The organism is Paenibacillus sp. FSL R7-0340, assembly GCF_038002205.1.
GTDB lineage: Bacteria > Bacillota > Bacilli > Paenibacillales > Paenibacillaceae > Paenibacillus > Paenibacillus polymyxa_B.
In genome coordinates this window covers 2,025,758-2,041,846 of the sequence record NZ_JBBOBY010000001.1, presented here as the reverse complement: position 1 = coordinate 2,041,846, position 16,089 = coordinate 2,025,758, and the positions used below count along the sequence as shown (strand labels likewise).

At 46.5% G+C, this 16,089-nt stretch carries 9 protein-coding genes; 1 reads left to right on the top strand and 8 read right to left on the bottom strand.

Annotation, left to right across the window (positions count from 1 at the left end):
• Positions 1 to 32: 32 nt before the first annotated feature.
• From MKX59_RS09070 to MKX59_RS09060, 3 genes are all read right to left on the bottom strand, one after another.
• Positions 33 to 2,474: an AraC family transcriptional regulator gene (locus MKX59_RS09070; protein ID WP_081365994.1), complete on the bottom strand. Its 2,442-nt coding sequence runs from the start codon at positions 2,472 to 2,474 to the stop codon at positions 33 to 35.
• Positions 2,475 to 2,680: 206 nt separating this feature from the next.
• Complete coding sequence (locus tag MKX59_RS09065) at positions 2,681 to 4,345, bottom strand: methyl-accepting chemotaxis protein (protein ID WP_023989576.1); 1,665 nt, start codon at positions 4,343 to 4,345, stop codon at positions 2,681 to 2,683.
• 27 nt (positions 4,346 to 4,372) lie between these two features.
• Positions 4,373 to 5,377: a BMP family lipoprotein gene (locus tag MKX59_RS09060; protein ID WP_023989577.1), complete on the bottom strand. Its 1,005-nt coding sequence runs from the start codon at positions 5,375 to 5,377 to the stop codon at positions 4,373 to 4,375.
• A gap of 275 nt (positions 5,378 to 5,652) precedes the next feature.
• Here MKX59_RS09060 and MKX59_RS09055 point away from each other — a divergent pair, with 275 nt between their 5' ends.
• Positions 5,653 to 8,829: a bifunctional cytochrome P450/NADPH--P450 reductase gene (locus tag MKX59_RS09055; protein ID WP_076295490.1), complete on the top strand. Its 3,177-nt coding sequence runs from the start codon at positions 5,653 to 5,655 to the stop codon at positions 8,827 to 8,829.
• A 95-nt stretch (positions 8,830 to 8,924) separates the two neighbouring features.
• Here MKX59_RS09055 and MKX59_RS09050 read toward each other — a convergent pair whose 3' ends face one another.
• The 5 genes from MKX59_RS09050 to MKX59_RS09030 all read right to left on the bottom strand — a co-directional run bounded on the left by MKX59_RS09050 (position 8,925) and on the right by MKX59_RS09030 (position 15,836).
• Positions 8,925 to 9,512, bottom strand: a complete 588-nt coding sequence (locus tag MKX59_RS09050; protein WP_028542537.1) for a restriction endonuclease — start codon at positions 9,510 to 9,512, stop codon at positions 8,925 to 8,927.
• A 174-nt stretch (positions 9,513 to 9,686) separates the two neighbouring features.
• On the bottom strand, positions 9,687 to 11,096 hold the full coding sequence (gene aspA / locus MKX59_RS09045) for an aspartate ammonia-lyase (protein ID WP_013311251.1): 1,410 nt from the start codon (positions 11,094 to 11,096) through the stop codon (positions 9,687 to 9,689).
• Positions 11,097 to 11,295: 199 nt separating this feature from the next.
• On the bottom strand, positions 11,296 to 11,826 hold the full coding sequence (locus MKX59_RS09040; protein WP_076264705.1) for a GNAT family N-acetyltransferase: 531 nt from the start codon (positions 11,824 to 11,826) through the stop codon (positions 11,296 to 11,298).
• Positions 11,827 to 11,935: 109 nt separating this feature from the next.
• The gene (locus tag MKX59_RS09035) at positions 11,936 to 12,337 is read right to left on the bottom strand and encodes a VOC family protein (RefSeq protein ID WP_023989581.1); all 402 of its coding nucleotides are present in this window, start codon (positions 12,335 to 12,337) and stop codon (positions 11,936 to 11,938) included.
• A gap of 115 nt (positions 12,338 to 12,452) precedes the next feature.
• A complete protein-coding gene (locus tag MKX59_RS09030) occupies positions 12,453 to 15,836 on the bottom strand; it encodes an S-layer homology domain-containing protein (protein WP_076264706.1) in 3,384 nt (1,127 codons plus the stop codon).
• Positions 15,837 to 16,089 lie beyond the last annotated feature (253 nt).

Here is a 16,089-nt window from a genome sequence, read left to right as displayed (position 1 = left end):
TGTACCGCAACGTGGAGGGCTACAGCTATCGCTTAATCTTCGTATTTATCTTCTATTTCGCCAAAGTATCGGCCTTTTGACCGATCTGCATATTCATTGGAAGATTTGCTGATTTGTCTGAATTTCCCTGGGGTCACTTGTTTGTGCTTGCGGAATACCCGAATAAAGCTGTTCTCATTTCGGTATCCGACCTGTTCTGCAATTTCACCGATTTTCAAATGGGTTTCACATAGTAATGTGCATGCCTTTTTTACGCGTAATCCAGTCAAATAATCGTAAACGGTGGTCCCCGTTTCTTCCTTGAACATGCTGCTCACCGAGGACACGCTCATGTGAACATGATCCGCAATTTCCTGAAGCCCGATGTTCAAATGCAAATGATGTTCCATATATTCGATCATCTCTTGTACACGCACAAAATCTTTGGACTGAATGCGACCGTGCCATTTTTCTTCGATATCAGTCAACATAATGACCAGCAATACCTCAATGTCTTGAAGGTCTAGTGTCAGAATCTGATTCCAGTGGTAATCAGCAAGCTGATCCGGCGGCGTCACACTCTGAGTGGTACACCATTTTAGCAAATCTTCCAGCAATCCATGAACAAACAAGTAGACCTGGGCTGGGGATGTTCTGTGGAGTCGAAGTTCTTCTACCCAGTGGCTGATTAGCTTTACACTTGCACCAGGTTCCTGTGACTCCAGGGCACGAATCATTTCCACACGCCGATTGTCCAGCAATGTTGAATCCTGAATCTGCTCCTTTGACTGTTCATCCACTGTGTTATCCTTTTTCACACTTATGCTGCTGTCTATATTCGTATATGAACGTCCATACCCCTCATACAAACGCAAATTAAGGGCCTCTTTTCCTTTTATAAAAGACGCCCGTGCCTCTTGAATATCCGTGACTATATGACCAATCCCTATAGAAATAGTCAAAGGAAGATACTCACCGACAACCTGAATCAGCCTATCCACGCTTTTCTGAAGCAAAATGCTCTCTTGGAGGTCAGTCTCTGTACCAACTTCATTCGAACTCTCGCTGAACTGTAACAGCACAATAAAACCACTTTCCTCCTCCGGCGAGCATACTGCTTTCCAGTGAGGTTCGAGCATCTCTAGCAAAATATTGTTCAGCGCATACTTGAGCAGCATTTTATCCTCTTCTGGAAAGCTTGCGGCCCACGCAGAATACCGGTCGATGGACACGATCATGACAAACAAAGAATGGCCGTCCCAATCGGAAAAATACTGTTCCCATTTCATACGCATTTCCTGTATGCCCATTCTACGCTGGATGACATCTTCCATATATTTGGAACGCAGCTCCGGCAGGCTTCGCTCTACCACCAATGATTTGCGGTGAAACTCTCCAACCAGTTTGCTAATCACAGGTTCCAGGTCATACAATCCTCCTTGGCGCGTTCCCTTATTGCCCGAATTTAATAGGCTATTAATTTTTTTCATGGGGCGAAAAGCTGCATAATTGTAATAGTAAACTGCTGAGCACCCAGCCAGTATGGAGATAAAGGCCAGCCACAGCATCATATTGCGCGCCAGCTTTACATTTTTCAGCAGCTTGTCCATCGGAACGAGCGATACTAGACGCCAGCCCGTTACATCTGAAAAGGTTTGGTTGGCCATATATTCCATGTCCCCTATCTCCACATAAGCATAGGGGCTCACATCCAGCTCTTTCAAAATCCTGCCCATATCATTTAAGGGTAAGGACGATTTCAGCTTGGGATAGATCAACTCGCCGTCCAGATCATACACGTATTGCGAGTTGGATAAATGAATATATAGTTTGGAAAAAAAACGATCGTAATCCAGATTGATTAGCACCGCACCCATGACCCGACCATTCTTTACTATGGGCCTGGCCAGCGAAAGCAACTCTATCGTCCCCTGCTCACGATCAGTGCCATACCATCGCCGCTTAATCAACAACGGCTTTTTTTGAATGTCCTGAATCCAGGGAACCCATGTGGTATCCGGTGCCTGCTTCCAATCAGGCATGTAACCATAATTGCTGGATACGAGAGCATGATTGTCCAAAGAAATAACTTCAACCGAATAAATTTCTTCGTGCGAAGAAAGGGTTTTCAAGTATTTCTGAAGCCGATCTATGACGGAGGCGTTGTCTTCCAGCGATTTCCCGTCCGTTTGGACACGTACAAAAGCCTCTACATCCGGATGATAGGCTGCGTCCAGCGCCTTGTTATCAGACTCACGAAAAGCCCGATTGGTCACATCCAGATTGATTTGCAATAATTCTATATTGGGTGTGTTCAGCTCGGTATCCAAACCTTCACGGTATCCTGAATACGATAGCAAGCCGATCACGCTAATCACAAGCGACACGCACAGAGTAAGCAGTAGAATCAATCTTGTCTGTTTATTTTTCAGTATCAATCGAAGCTTAAGTCGCAGCATTCCCGTAACTTCATCCTTCCGGACTTCGTTGTCCATCTTCCTCTGACCCATATACTGGTGACATATTCTCCCTATTACTATTTGACGCAAGAGTCGGAATTCCCTGCCTATGTAATTCAAACTTAATATAAGGAACAACATTCATATAAAAAAGAAGAAGTCTCCCTGTACAAGGTAGAACTTCTTCTTTGGCACTGCTTGTATTCATTATTCAGCAAAAACAGATACTTGCTTCACAGGTTTTAGCTTGTCTTTTCCACCTGAAAACGATCTAGCTCCCGCTGCATTTCCTCGCGAATCTGACGAAGCTCTTTTACCTTCTCAGCCGATTCCTCAAATGAACGCTTCTGCTCTACCGTGGAAGCCGTAATCTCTTCACTGCCTGCGGCGGATTGCTGAGTGATTGCGCTGATATTTTCGATAGCTTGCTGTACCTGTACGCTCAGTTCTCGCGATACATTCATGTCCGTTGATAACTTGCTGACTTGGCTGGCAATTTGCTGCACTTTGCCACTAATCTCTGTAAACGATTCGCCGGTTGAGGAGGTTGCCTTCTCCTGCTCACGGAACAGCTCCTGACTTTGCGCCACAGAAATCTTCACCTTATCCATAGCCTGCGTGATACCGTCAACTGCGGTATAAATTTTCTTTACAGCAGACTCTGATTGATTCGCCAGCTTTTTCACTTCATTGGCAACAACAGCAAAACCTTTTCCTGCTTCACCTGCACGTGCAGCCTCAATAGAAGCATTCAAGGACAACAGCGATGTTTGGCTGGCAATTTCGGAGACATATCCAGTCATGGTTGTAATCTCGACTGCATTAGCCTCCAGCTCCTTGACCGTCTGCTCCACTTCGGACATGGCTGAACGATTTTCTGCAACAATACGCAGTTGATCGCTCATGACCCGCGTACCCTGCTCAATGACACGCAAAGCATCCTCACTATACGCGGTCGATTGTGTGGTTTCCAGTAGATTCGATTCAAACTTCTGCTGCATCTCGTCCACAACGCCAACTGTCGACGACAGATCCTCAGCAATTTTCTGACTGCCTATTGCCAGTTCCTCTGTTGACGTGCTGACTTGTGTCACAATTTCCTTCATGGCCTCATTATGCTGATCAATATCCCGAGCCATCAGATCGACACGATTACCCGCCTGATCAATGGAGAGTACAATGCTGCGCAAGTTCCCGATCATCACCCGGAAAGATTCATTGAGCTCGTCCAGCTCATCGCGTCCCTTGGTTTGGGCAAGCTGCACTGTCAGATTTCCCTCAGCAATTTGCTTTGCGGCATCCGTTAATTTGCGTGTTCTAAGGGCAAGCTGCCTGGATGTATATGTATTATATAGCCCAACCGCCACCAGAAGTATAACTGCACCTGCCAAGGCCAATTGCCATGTAAAACGAATGCTCTTGGTCAAATCTTCTGTGTATTGGTCATAACGTGCCTTGGTCAGCAGATCCAGCATAAATACATCGTTCTGAATCCCTTGGGCACGCATGGCCTCCCGCTTGGACTCCGGGCTGTTTTGGGTACTCATGGCTTTCTCCGTTGCTACTTTCAATTGGCTGAATTTTGTTTTAATCGTATTCAGTCGCTTTTGCTGCGCTTCGGTTTGCATCATGCCCTGTGAAAGCAATGCAATCGTCTTTTCAGACTGAGTCAGTTGATTTTGCACATCGGCTTTGTTGCTCTCCGTCATGGAAGCTGAATAATTTTGCAGTGCCTGCCCTGACTGAATCAAATAGGCATTGAGCTGCTGTACATTCAACATAGCCGGAACCAGATTACTACTTTGCGAGTTAATACGAATTAATTCAAAAATGATATAAGCCACTAAAGCCAGGCAAGCGATCAAGGAAATCATCGCGTTCAGTACCAGTTTACCTTGCAGTTTCATCAGCCTTCATCCTCCGTTTGCGAAAATTTATTGGGTGGGTACAGTAAGTGTGCCGGATTTGATTTTTTCCTTTAAATCATCCAACAACTTTTGCTGATCCGGATTCAGTGTCACGACACGAATAGGCGCTAAACCTACACCATCTTCTGCAAGACCAAACACCATATCCTTCTCCGTAAATTTTCTTTGATGATCTGCAAAGCCTTTGATTGCTGTATAAATTGCAATGTCTACATTTTTAAACATCGAGGTCACTACCGCTTTTTCCGCAATAAAAAACTGGTCACTATCGACCCCGATGGCTAATTTTTGCTGCTTTTGCGCTTCCTGTAGCGCACCTACACCCGTAAGACCTGCGGCTGCAAATATAACATCAATCTGATCCTGATTAATCATGTCATCTGCAATTTCCGTACCCAGTTCCGGCTTTCCAAAATCTCCTGCATACGTTGCAGTAACTTTGGCATTAGGCTTGACTGATTGCACCCCTGCGCGATACCCAATTTCAAATTTTTTCAACAAAGGAGATTCCGCACCTCCGAGAAAACCTACCTGTTCGGTTCGACTCGTCAAACCCGCAACGACCCCAGCCATAAAACTGCCCTCTTCTGCTTTGAAGCTAATAGAGGCCACATTCGGTAAATCTGATTTCTCATCCACAATTAAAAATTTACGGTCTGGATATTTTTTAGCAATGGATTCCAAACTGTCCTTCACCATGTAACCCAGCCCAATGATTAAATCAGCCTTTTCTTGAGCAAGCTGCTCAAAAGCCGCATCATACGTCTTGGTCTCAGTTATTTCCCGGTATTCAAAAACAATCTTCCCCTCATCCCTTGCCTTGACCAAACCTCGAAAAGCCGCGTCGCTGTAAGATTGGTCACCCAGACCAATATCTGACAGTACGATTCCCACCTTAATGGGCTGAGCCTTGGTTTGTGCTGCCGACTGCCCACATGCACTTAGCAATAATGCAAAGACTGTGACAATGGGAATCCACCTAAAATTCAACAATTTTGCTCGCTTCTTCATGACATATCACCTCAGCATAATTTGGAAATCCCCAACATCTTTATATCGGTTATAAAAGCATATTTTTTCATAAGAGTTTCTGTAAATTCATTGTAAATAGAACATGATAAATGAGATCTACATGTAAAAAATGTATATTTTTATGCTTCTTTTATTATACGAACTGTCCAAATTCACTTATTTTCGTTTATATCGTAAGAATAAAGTGTAATTTGGAAAACATAGGTACTCTGAAACCATCACTCTATTTCAATCCGAAAGGAGCAACATTAAAAATGACTTCGACAGATTTAATTCCACAGCCCAAAACTTATGGTCCCTTAGGTAATCTGCCCTTGATCGATACACATGCCCCTGTCCAGTCTCTGGTTAAGCTTTCTTATGAGTACGGTCCAATTTTTCGCATGGATCTGCCTGAAGGAACGAACATTTATATTTCCGGTCATAAGCTGGTCGCAGATGCTTGTGATGAATCCCGTTTCGACAAACAAGTGTGGGCCCCACTACAAAAAGTACGAGCTTTTGCAGGAGACGGACTATTCACAAGCTGGACTGAGGAACCGAACTGGCGCAAGGCCCACCAAATTTTGCTGCCAAGCTTCAGTCAGCGGGCCATGAAGGGTTACCACAATATGATGCTTGATCTTGCTGTTCAGCTGATACAGAAATGGTCTCGGCTCAATCCCGATGAAAGTGTAGAGGTTCCGGAAGATATGACCCGGCTGACTTTGGATACGATCGGATTATGCGGCTTTAATTATCGTTTTAACAGCTTCTATCGCGATCAGCCCCATCCGTTCGTGACCAGTATGACACGCGCACTGGATGAAGCAATGGGTCAGCTGCAACGCCTCAATCTGCAAAACAAGCTGATGCTATCGAAGAGAAAGCAGTTTAAACACGACATCGAAACGATGTTTTCGCTGGTAGACAGCATTATTCAAGAACGCAAAACCCTTGGCAACCAAGGAGAAGAGGATTTACTGGCACGTATGCTGGAAGGCAAAGATCCAGAAACTGGTGAAACGCTGGATGATGAAAATATCCGCTATCAGATCATCACTTTTCTCATCGCCGGTCATGAAACGACCAGTGGGCTTTTATCCTTTGCTATTTACTATTTGCTTAAGAATCCGCGAACGCTAACCAAGGCCTATGAAGAAGTGGATCGCGTGCTCACCGATTCGCTGCCTTCCTATACTCAGGTTCGTGAACTCAAGTACATAAGGATGATACTGAATGAAGCTCTGCGACTATGGCCGACAGCGCCCGCGTTCTCTCTCTTTGCCAAAGAAGATACGTTGCTCGACGGAACCTACCCACTTAAAAAAGGTGACAGCGTCAATGTACTCATTCCAAAACTGCACCGTGATACCGAGGCTTGGGGCGAAGATGTTGAGGAATTTCGACCGGAGCGCTTCGAGGACCCATCCGCCATTCCGCAAGATGCCTACAAACCGTTTGGCAACGGTCAACGCGCCTGTATTGGACAGCAGTTTGCCTTACAGGAGGCCACTCTTGTGCTGGGTATGGTACTGAAACATTTTGAGCTGATTGATCATACTCATTATGAGTTGAAAGTCAAAGAAACGCTCACACTCAAGCCGGAGGGCTTCACCATTCAAGTACGCCCGCGCAGCACACAGACTGCCGTTATGCTGCCAGATGCCGTTCAAGAACTTCATGAACAAGAGGAACAAAAGGTTGCACCCCCCCATGCCGAAAAACATGATACTTCTTTGCTTTCTTTGTACGGCTCGAATCTGGGTACAGCTGAGGGACTTGCAGGTGAACTAGCCGATTTAGGTCGAAATTGGGGTTTCAACAGTAGCATAGCAACTCTGAATGATCGTGTGGACAATTTGCCTAAAGAAGGCGTGGTACTTATTACAACCGCATCTTATAACGGGCGTCCACCGGATAATGCTGATGCCTTTGTACAATGGTTGGAGCAGGCAGACGAGGGGCAGCTGGCAGGCGTAAGGTACGCTGTATTCGGCTGCGGCGACCGCAATTGGGCCAGCACGTATCAGCGTATTCCAAGGCTGATCGACAAGCTGATGTCTGCCAAAGGGGCGAAGCGACTGTATGACCGGGGTGAGGGCGATGCCAGCGGTGACTTCGAGAAGGATTGGGAAGCTTGGAACCACGGCTTATGGCCGGATTTGTTGAATGCTTTCGGGGTAGAGCACAATGATACAGAACCGCAGGACAGCAACAGCCTGAGCATAGAGTTCGTCAGCGCCATACTCAGTACACCTCTTGCAGACAACTACGGAGCAGTGACCGCCGTCGTTACAGCGAATCGTGAGCTGCTTGCTGCTGAAAGTGAACGCAGTACACGACATCTGGAGCTCAAATTACCAACCGGATTGTCCTATCGCGAAGGTGACCACCTTGGTGTGTTGCCGCGTAATCCTGCTTCGCTAGTCAAAAGGGTGATGCAACGCTTTAAATTACAGGAACAGGATTACATCGTATTGAGAGGCAGTGACCGGGATGCGGCGCATCTCCCCTTAGATCGGCCTGTCAGTATAGGAGATTTGCTCACTCTCAGTGTGGAACTGCAAGAACCGGCAACGAGAGCCCAGCTACGGCAACTGGCATCCTTTACAGTGTGTCCACCGCACAAGAAAGAAATTGAAGCTTTGCTGGAGGATACTACCTTTGATCGAGAGATACGACAGAAGCGCGTCACGATGCTGGATATTCTGGAGAAGTATCCAGCCTGCGAGCTGCCATTTGAAAACTTTATCTCGCTGTTACCACCACTCAAGCCTAGGTACTACTCCATCTCAAGCTCTCCGCTTGAATCGGATAATTCGGCGAGTATAACAGTGGGCGTCGTGCGTGGACCAGCCCGTAGCGGACAAGGTGAATACCTAGGAATTGCCTCTAATTATTTGGCACAGCTCCAACCAGATGATCCTATTGTCATTTTTGTGCGTAAGCCTCAGTCGGGCTTCCGTTTACCGGAAGATCCAGCCGTGCCTGTCATCATGATCGGTCCGGGTACTGGAGTGGCACCATTCCGCGGATTCCTACAGACACGCTATGTACTTAAGGAGAGAGGAGAGCAGCTCGGCGAGGCTCATCTATACTATGGCTGCCGTAATCCGAAGCTTGACTATCTGTACAAGCAAGAGCTGCAAGCCTGGGAGCAGGAGGGAATCGTTACGCTTCATACAGCCTTTTCACGTCTGCCCGATCAACCCAAAAGATACGTGCAGCATGTCATGAAGGAAGATGCGGACACTCTGATTCACTTGCTTGATGAAGGAGCGCATCTGTATGTATGCGGTGATGGTAGCCGGATGGCTCCCGATGTAGAAAACACCCTTTGTGCTGCTTACGCGGAAGCACACCATACCAATAAAGAAGAAGCACAGCAATGGTTGGATCGTCTCCAACAGGAGAAACGCTATGCTAAGGATGTCTGGACAGGCATCTAATGTTAACAATATAAGAGCAAGCATTATGTTAAAAAATAAAAAGGACTGATTACTGGGCTTCGATCTCGTCACCAGTAATTCAGTCCCTTTTATGATTATCTTTCGCTCCATTTGGAAGCAATCACTTCGGTTTTACTTTCTATGAGATCCATGACTTCCTCGCGCCGTTTCGTCTTGAATAAATCAATCATGTCGATCAAGTCGTTGCGGTCTAATAATTTAACCCCGTTGACAGCAGCAAGTGTTTTACAGGATTCCGTGTACCGGCCGGAGGTGATGACGAGGGACTTGTCAGCTGCATAATAACGCATAGAGGTATAGATCTCCTGCACTGCTCCCAGGCCTACCGGATGTTGTACCCCATAACGTTTGGCCTGTATGACTACTCTGACGCCTTCACGGTCTGTAAAAACCAGATCCGCTCCAAAATCCCGGCTACTGGTTGTTTTATAGATGTCCTTATAGCCAAGCGCGGATAATAACCGTTGCAAATAAAGTTCAAATTCCGAGCCATCCTCCATACGATCTATATCCTGAATTCCAATTTTGCGTGGGTCCAGATCACGTAAAATCCGATTTCTGCGACTACGTATCAGTCCTCTGATGATGAGCGCAAACAACACTAAAAGTACAATGAGTCCTATTCCTAATTCCTTGTATGCCAATAATTTCTCTAGCAACATCCAACTCTCCCTTTTCTACCATAAGCGTAGCCATATCATCCTTGACAGGACACTCCCCTATGCACGCTGGCACCCGTATTACATCTGTGTTATCACATAACAATAGCCCCGCCAGATTCGACGGGGCTATCTTCGTCTTGCCTCAAAGCTGTCTAAACTCCATACTCCGCATCATTATTCGCGATTCAGCAAAGATTCTCCGGCAATACCAGGCTGAGTCATTTGGTACGGGTCCAATATAATGTCCAGCTCCTCCTCGGTCAGTACATTGTACAGCAAGCACAACTCACGCACCGATTTCCCAGTCGTAATTGCTTCGCGAGCAATACGTGATACCACCTCATATCCAAGATGCGGATTAAGCGCTGTAATAATGCCTACACTGTTCTCTACATATTCACGACAACGCTCCACATTCGCTTCAATCCCTTCCACACAATGAATGCGGAAGACGTGGAAGCCCTGCTTCATAATTTCCAGCGATTGCAGCAGATTGTAGACCAGTACAGGCTCCATCACATTCAGCTCGAGCTGACCAGCCTCTGAAGCCAAGCAGATTGTATGATCATTACCAATGACCTGAAAAGCAATTTGGTTAATGACCTCACACATCACCGGATTTACCTTGCCCGGCATAATGGATGACCCTGGCTGACGAGCAGGCAGACTCAGTTCTCCCAGACCTGCACGAGGTCCGGAAGCCATTAACCGGATGTCATTTGCCACCTTAGACATATTCATCATACAAATTTTCAAGGCAGCAGACACTTCAGTATAAGCATCCGTATTTTGTGTAGCATCTACAAGATTTTCGTCAGCTTCCACAGGGAAGCCACTGACTTCTGCCAGTACCTCTGCGACACGCTGAATATAACGACGGTCTGCATTCAGGCCAGTACCCACCGCAGTTGCACCCATATTAATCGTTAGCAGGTGCTGCTTGGTCGCACGGACGCGTCCGATATCACGACCCAGCACACGCGCATAAGCCTGAAACTCCTGCCCTAATCGTATGGGCACTGCATCCTGCAAGTGAGTCCGGCCCATTTTAATCACACTATCAAACTCATTTGCCTTCCGGGAAAATGCTTCCTGAAGCTCACTCATGGTAGCTAACAGCTTATCAATCATACTTAATACAGCCAAGTGTACGGCTGTAGGAAAAGCATCGTTCGTCGATTGCGCCATATTAACATGATTATTAGGACTGATCTCCTGATAATCTCCGCGTTGCTTGCCAATCAGCTCCAACGCACGGTTCGCAATCACTTCATTTGTATTCATATTAATGGACGTGCCTGCGCCGCCCTGAATCGGATCGACGATGAAATGATCATGCAACTGTCCTTGTATAATCTCATCAGCAGCCTGAATAATGGCCTCTGCTTTGGGGCGATGTAAACGGGTTAGTTCCATATTTACCGTCGCTGCTCCCTTTTTCACGATCGCCATGGCTTTAATCAACTCAGGGTGCAGTCTTTGGCCTGTAATTGGAAAATTTTCTTTTGCTCTCAGCGTTTGTACACCGTAATAGGCATCTGATGGCACTTCCTTGGTACCTAAAAAATCATGCTCCAACCTCATATTCTCTGATTCCTCCGCTGTGTTTGCTACGTTCTTCAATTCAGTACACCCAAATTGACATAAAAAGACCTTTTCTGATCCCCTCTTTATTATACGTTTCTATTCCCGTGCTTTTCCAGTCGAATAAACGCGGAAAAAACTATGTAATCCTATGACAAGTTATGATTACCCGTATATACCACAATTATTCGGTAAATGCTCAGCTATGACTAGAATACAGATTTAATGGCTTATAATAATATCGAGTGGCATGAAGCTGACCATCGGCTGATTGAGCATAACCCGGAATAACACCAGCTTCTACGAACCCGATCGACTCGTATAGTCCATTGGAGGGGTCACCCACCCGCGTATCGAGCACCAGTAACGTTCTATCCTGACTTAGTGCCTCTTCTTCCGCTACCTTCATTAACTGTCGTGCGATCCCCAGTCTGCGTCCGGACGGATGCACCATAAGCTTTGCAATTTCCGCACGATGAATAGCGTTAGCTTTTTGAGCCAAATGCAGCTGTACCGTCCCTACTGGTACTCCGTCCTTCTCAGCAATCCACAGAACTACACCGTCCTCAAGTACATTGTTCCAATAAGCTGCTGCTTCCTCATAACCTAATGGGGGTAAGAAACCTATAGATGCACCGTCTGCAACCACGTCGATTAACAGTCGACTCAGTGAATCTGCCAGGGCTTCGCTCAGAGCTTGAACAGGGTAGACTCTCATTTCGTTAGACATTGTGATTCCTCCCGGTGAGTTCGATAACATACAATAAAGAAAGCAAACTATCTTTTGAGGATAGCTTACTTTCCATAATACTTCGTTTACTTCATCATTCTTATTTCCATTACTGCTCTGCCATATAAAAGAACTCCCACAGATGACCATCCAAATCCTGAAAGCTCCATCCATACATAAAACCATGATCTTGAGGTTCGTTCGAGGGCTTGCCGCCTGCTTCCAAAGCCTTGTGGACGATCTCGTCCACCTTTTCTCGGCTCTCTACCGATAAGGCAACAATCGCTTCTGTACTTTTTGTAGCATCTGAAATTTCTTTTGTCGTGAACGCTTTAAAACGTTCTTCAACCAATAACATGACAAAAATATGCTCACTAACAACCATACAGGTTGCATGTTCATCAGTGAACTGAGCGCTGAATTCAAATCCGATGGTAGTGAAAAAATCAATGGACTGTTGCAGGTTTTTAACTGGTAAATTCACAAAAATTTGTTTAGCTGTTACTCCCACGACATTTCACCTCTTCATTCGTCATTCATTCTACTTTATCATACTACCTCTCCACAAAAGATAACTTAACTATCGTATAAAGTCAATCAATCTGACATTTGTGTAATGAAGTCTCCTATTCCCAATGTAGCTTATCCAGTGTGCGTGATAATACAATCGCTGCTTCTGCCCTCGTCACAGATGTATCCGGGCCAAAACGGCCTTTCTCGTCTCCCTTCATAATACCTAGTCCAGACAAAGTCTTCACAGCCGGAGCTGCCCATGTAGAGATCTCCTGCGCATCCGATAATGATACAGATATACTTTCACTCACTTCTCCTGTATGTTCTTCTGTGTTCCCAGCGAAGCGCAAGGCTCTCTCTATGATCACAGCCAGTTCCTCCCTCGATACCGGTGTATTAGGACGGAAGCTTCCGTCAGCATAGCCGTTGATCAGCCCGGCTGCTGCTGTGGTACGTACGGAATCCGCATACCACGATTCGGTTTGAACGTCGTCAAAGCTCGTCAGCGTGCGATCTGTACGCTCCAGTCCAAGCACACGAACCAGCATCGCTGCCAGTTCAGAGCGTCGCATCTGGCCTTCAGGCTCAAAATGCATGTTCGCTAAGTCCCTTTCATGAGTCGCACTAGCTGTAGACGCTGTTGAATCGGTCCCCGTCACAAGCAGGCGAGTCGCCAGCCGTGTAATGTCTTGCTGCGCCCAATGGCCGGATATATCCATGAACGTTCTGACTTCACCAGAAGCCCCGCCATCAAGCACAGCGTAAGTCCCTCCCGAACGTCCATACACGGTTATTTCCTCACTCGCAGCGTGAAAAGGAACAGGCTGATAGGACAGCTGTCCGGCTTGGTTGGTCGATACCTTCACTACAGCAAGCTGGTCTGCATCGACCGTTGCAGGAACACGTAACAGATAACGTTCATACCCACTACCAGAGTCTCCGTTACCTGCCAAAAGCTGTTTCCGTCCATCCTCGTTTCTCAGCTCAGCGGCGATATCCAAAGCCTGTAACAGTTTGCGCCCTGTCGGAACATCCAAGCGTTTAGCCAATTCTTCGTTCAAAGCGACGGAAACATTCAAGGAAATTTGTTTTACAGGCACCTGCCAGGTATCAGCCAGTTTCTGAAGAGACAAACGACTTGTTGCTACTTCATATCCACCTTGTGGCGTTTCCACTCGAAGGGTATGAATACGGTCGTTCAAGACGGCTCCCAAAGCTTCACCGTTTAAATGAACCTCGTACGTCCTCGCTTCTACTTGCTCCCCTGCACGGATCACAAGCGTACCCTTCGCGCCATTTTGAATGGCCTTTTGTATTTCAGCAGCTGTTACTTGAGCAACTGCCTTTTTCAGTCCGTTTTGCTCCACTCCGATCATTAAAGACTTGACTTGCACCACATTTGTACCAGACAGGCTGCTTCCATTGGGTACACTACTGGCAGTCTGACCCTGCCCATTTACCGTTCCATTCATGTTACTGCTACTGCTATTCCCAGCGTTGGCGTTTCCAACGTTATCCTGCTGATCCTCATCGTCATCGTCATCGTCATTTCGGCCACTCCCACCATCTGTTGGTGGTTCTTCCGTTTTGCGCGGCAAATCTATTTGCGCAACCAACGGATCATGATCGCTTACCCGCCCGTCCGCCGCACTAAAGTCTGCATTCATATGAACGATATCCAGCACGGATGTTTTGCTCAGTGACGGGCTGACCAGCATATGATCCAATGTTTGCGAGTTACCTTCATAAATATAGGAGTACCGTTCCTTTTCATCCAAGTTGTCAATCAGATTGGTCAATCCCTGCCCCCGTAGCAAAGCCAGCGTTTCCGAAAATTGAAAATCATTCAGGTCACCGAGCACCACTATATTGGCCTTAGGGTTCACTTGCAGTACCGACTTTACAAAGCCATTCACAATCGTTGCAATCTTCGCACGCTGTATTTCGCTGCTTCGCACAGGTGGCTGAATTCCTCCAAATGGCGCTTGATCGCCCCCTTTGGAATTAAAATGGTTAGAGACCACAATCACCTGCTCGCCTTCAAACTCAAATTCAGCGGCCAACGGCTTGCGCGAGTCTTCAAATGACGCATTCAGGGGATCAATCCGACCCGGGTTGAGAGAGAGTCCCTGCACTCCATAAGTGACAGACGTAACTGAATCCCCCTTGGGCTTGTCGGTCAGCGTAACACGTTGCGGATTGTACAAGAAGCCAACACGGATGTTGCCACCGGGGGCACCGCCATCCTTATTATTTTCAGGGGCAATATCTGTAAAAGCGTACTCCGGGCCTCCATGAGCACGAATCGCCTCTATGAGCACTCGGAAGCTTTCGGAAGCGTCTGTGGTGCCATCGTCTTTCTCACCGTTATTATCCTGCACTTCCAGCAATCCTATGATATCCGGATGATTCAAATTTACGGCAATAGCCTGCCCCAGCTGATCTATTCGTTTTCCATCACCGGGATCGAAGTTTTCCACATTAAAAGAAGCTACTGTCAGCTTACGATCATCGCGTAACAAACGCGTGTTGGCTGGCTGGAGGCCGCCAGGTACAACATCCGGCATACGCTCTGGCAGCAGCTTATAATTGCTAAAGCTATAGCTCACCACACCTGTGATAGGACCCGCAAAACGATCGCCTGTCTTCAACGATGTCGAAGGCTTCGCATCAATCAGAATCCGTTGCGGGTTCAGACTTCTTTCTGTCAGCATGAGTCCGCCTGCCTCCGTTACAACCTCACCTGTGTTTGGACCGTTATCAATTCGGACTGGAATTTCATAACCATAAGGACCAATCACAGTGGCATCCTTCAACTCTACACGCATGCCTTCCAGGCTTTCGAAAAAGTCCAAGCCATCCTCCTGTGGATCAAACACCTTCATTCCGTCATTATCCACAACAGATGTCGGCATCACACGTCCCTGTTCACCTAGCAAAATTGGAGATGGCGATGGACGGTCATTGGCAATTACCTTAACCGAAGAAGCCACAATTTCTGTGGTCGTCAAGTCGATTGGCTTACTTGCATATGTTCTTTCCGTGTATTCCTTCACCGAACCGCTAACCCTTACCTCATCCCCTACCTGTGCACCGTGACTAGGCTTGTACACTAAAATGGCCTCGGATGTTTTTTCATCCTGATCCACTTGATCATCCATCTCTTGGATATAGAAGCTGCTCCCCTTCACCATTGTGACAACGCCTTCAATATCCGCTACTTTTTGTCCTTCATATGGAGAACGGTGTGCTACCCCCTGTATATCGTGGATGCGAAGCTTTTTAGGAAAATAGACATCTGCATATACACTTGCCCCTACAGTTACGGGTGAAGGTTGCACCTCTTTTCCTGCAAAAGATGCAGGCTCTGCCGAAGCTTTTCCACTGGACAACCCTACCGGCCCTCCAGCTGAAAGCACCAGTATGACACTGAGCCATGTGATTCCGAACCTTTTTAATTTCGTGGGTAATATTTTTACTATGTATTCTTGTTTCATCAAAAGATACTCCCCTCCCCATTTTTACTATGATTACGCTTACAAATATATTCTTCTTTTAAGATACCATAAATTAGTCAATTTAGTACCTGAATTATGTAAGGATTTTGAAAAATTCGATTCCAGTCGCTCCAAAGTGCAATATATAGACGCACTAGACCACTTCGGTCTATATATTGTTCATTGGAAGTCGCTTATTGGATGTTTGCAAAGCCATCATATAAAAATGAATTCTTCCTGCCGTAGCATATTC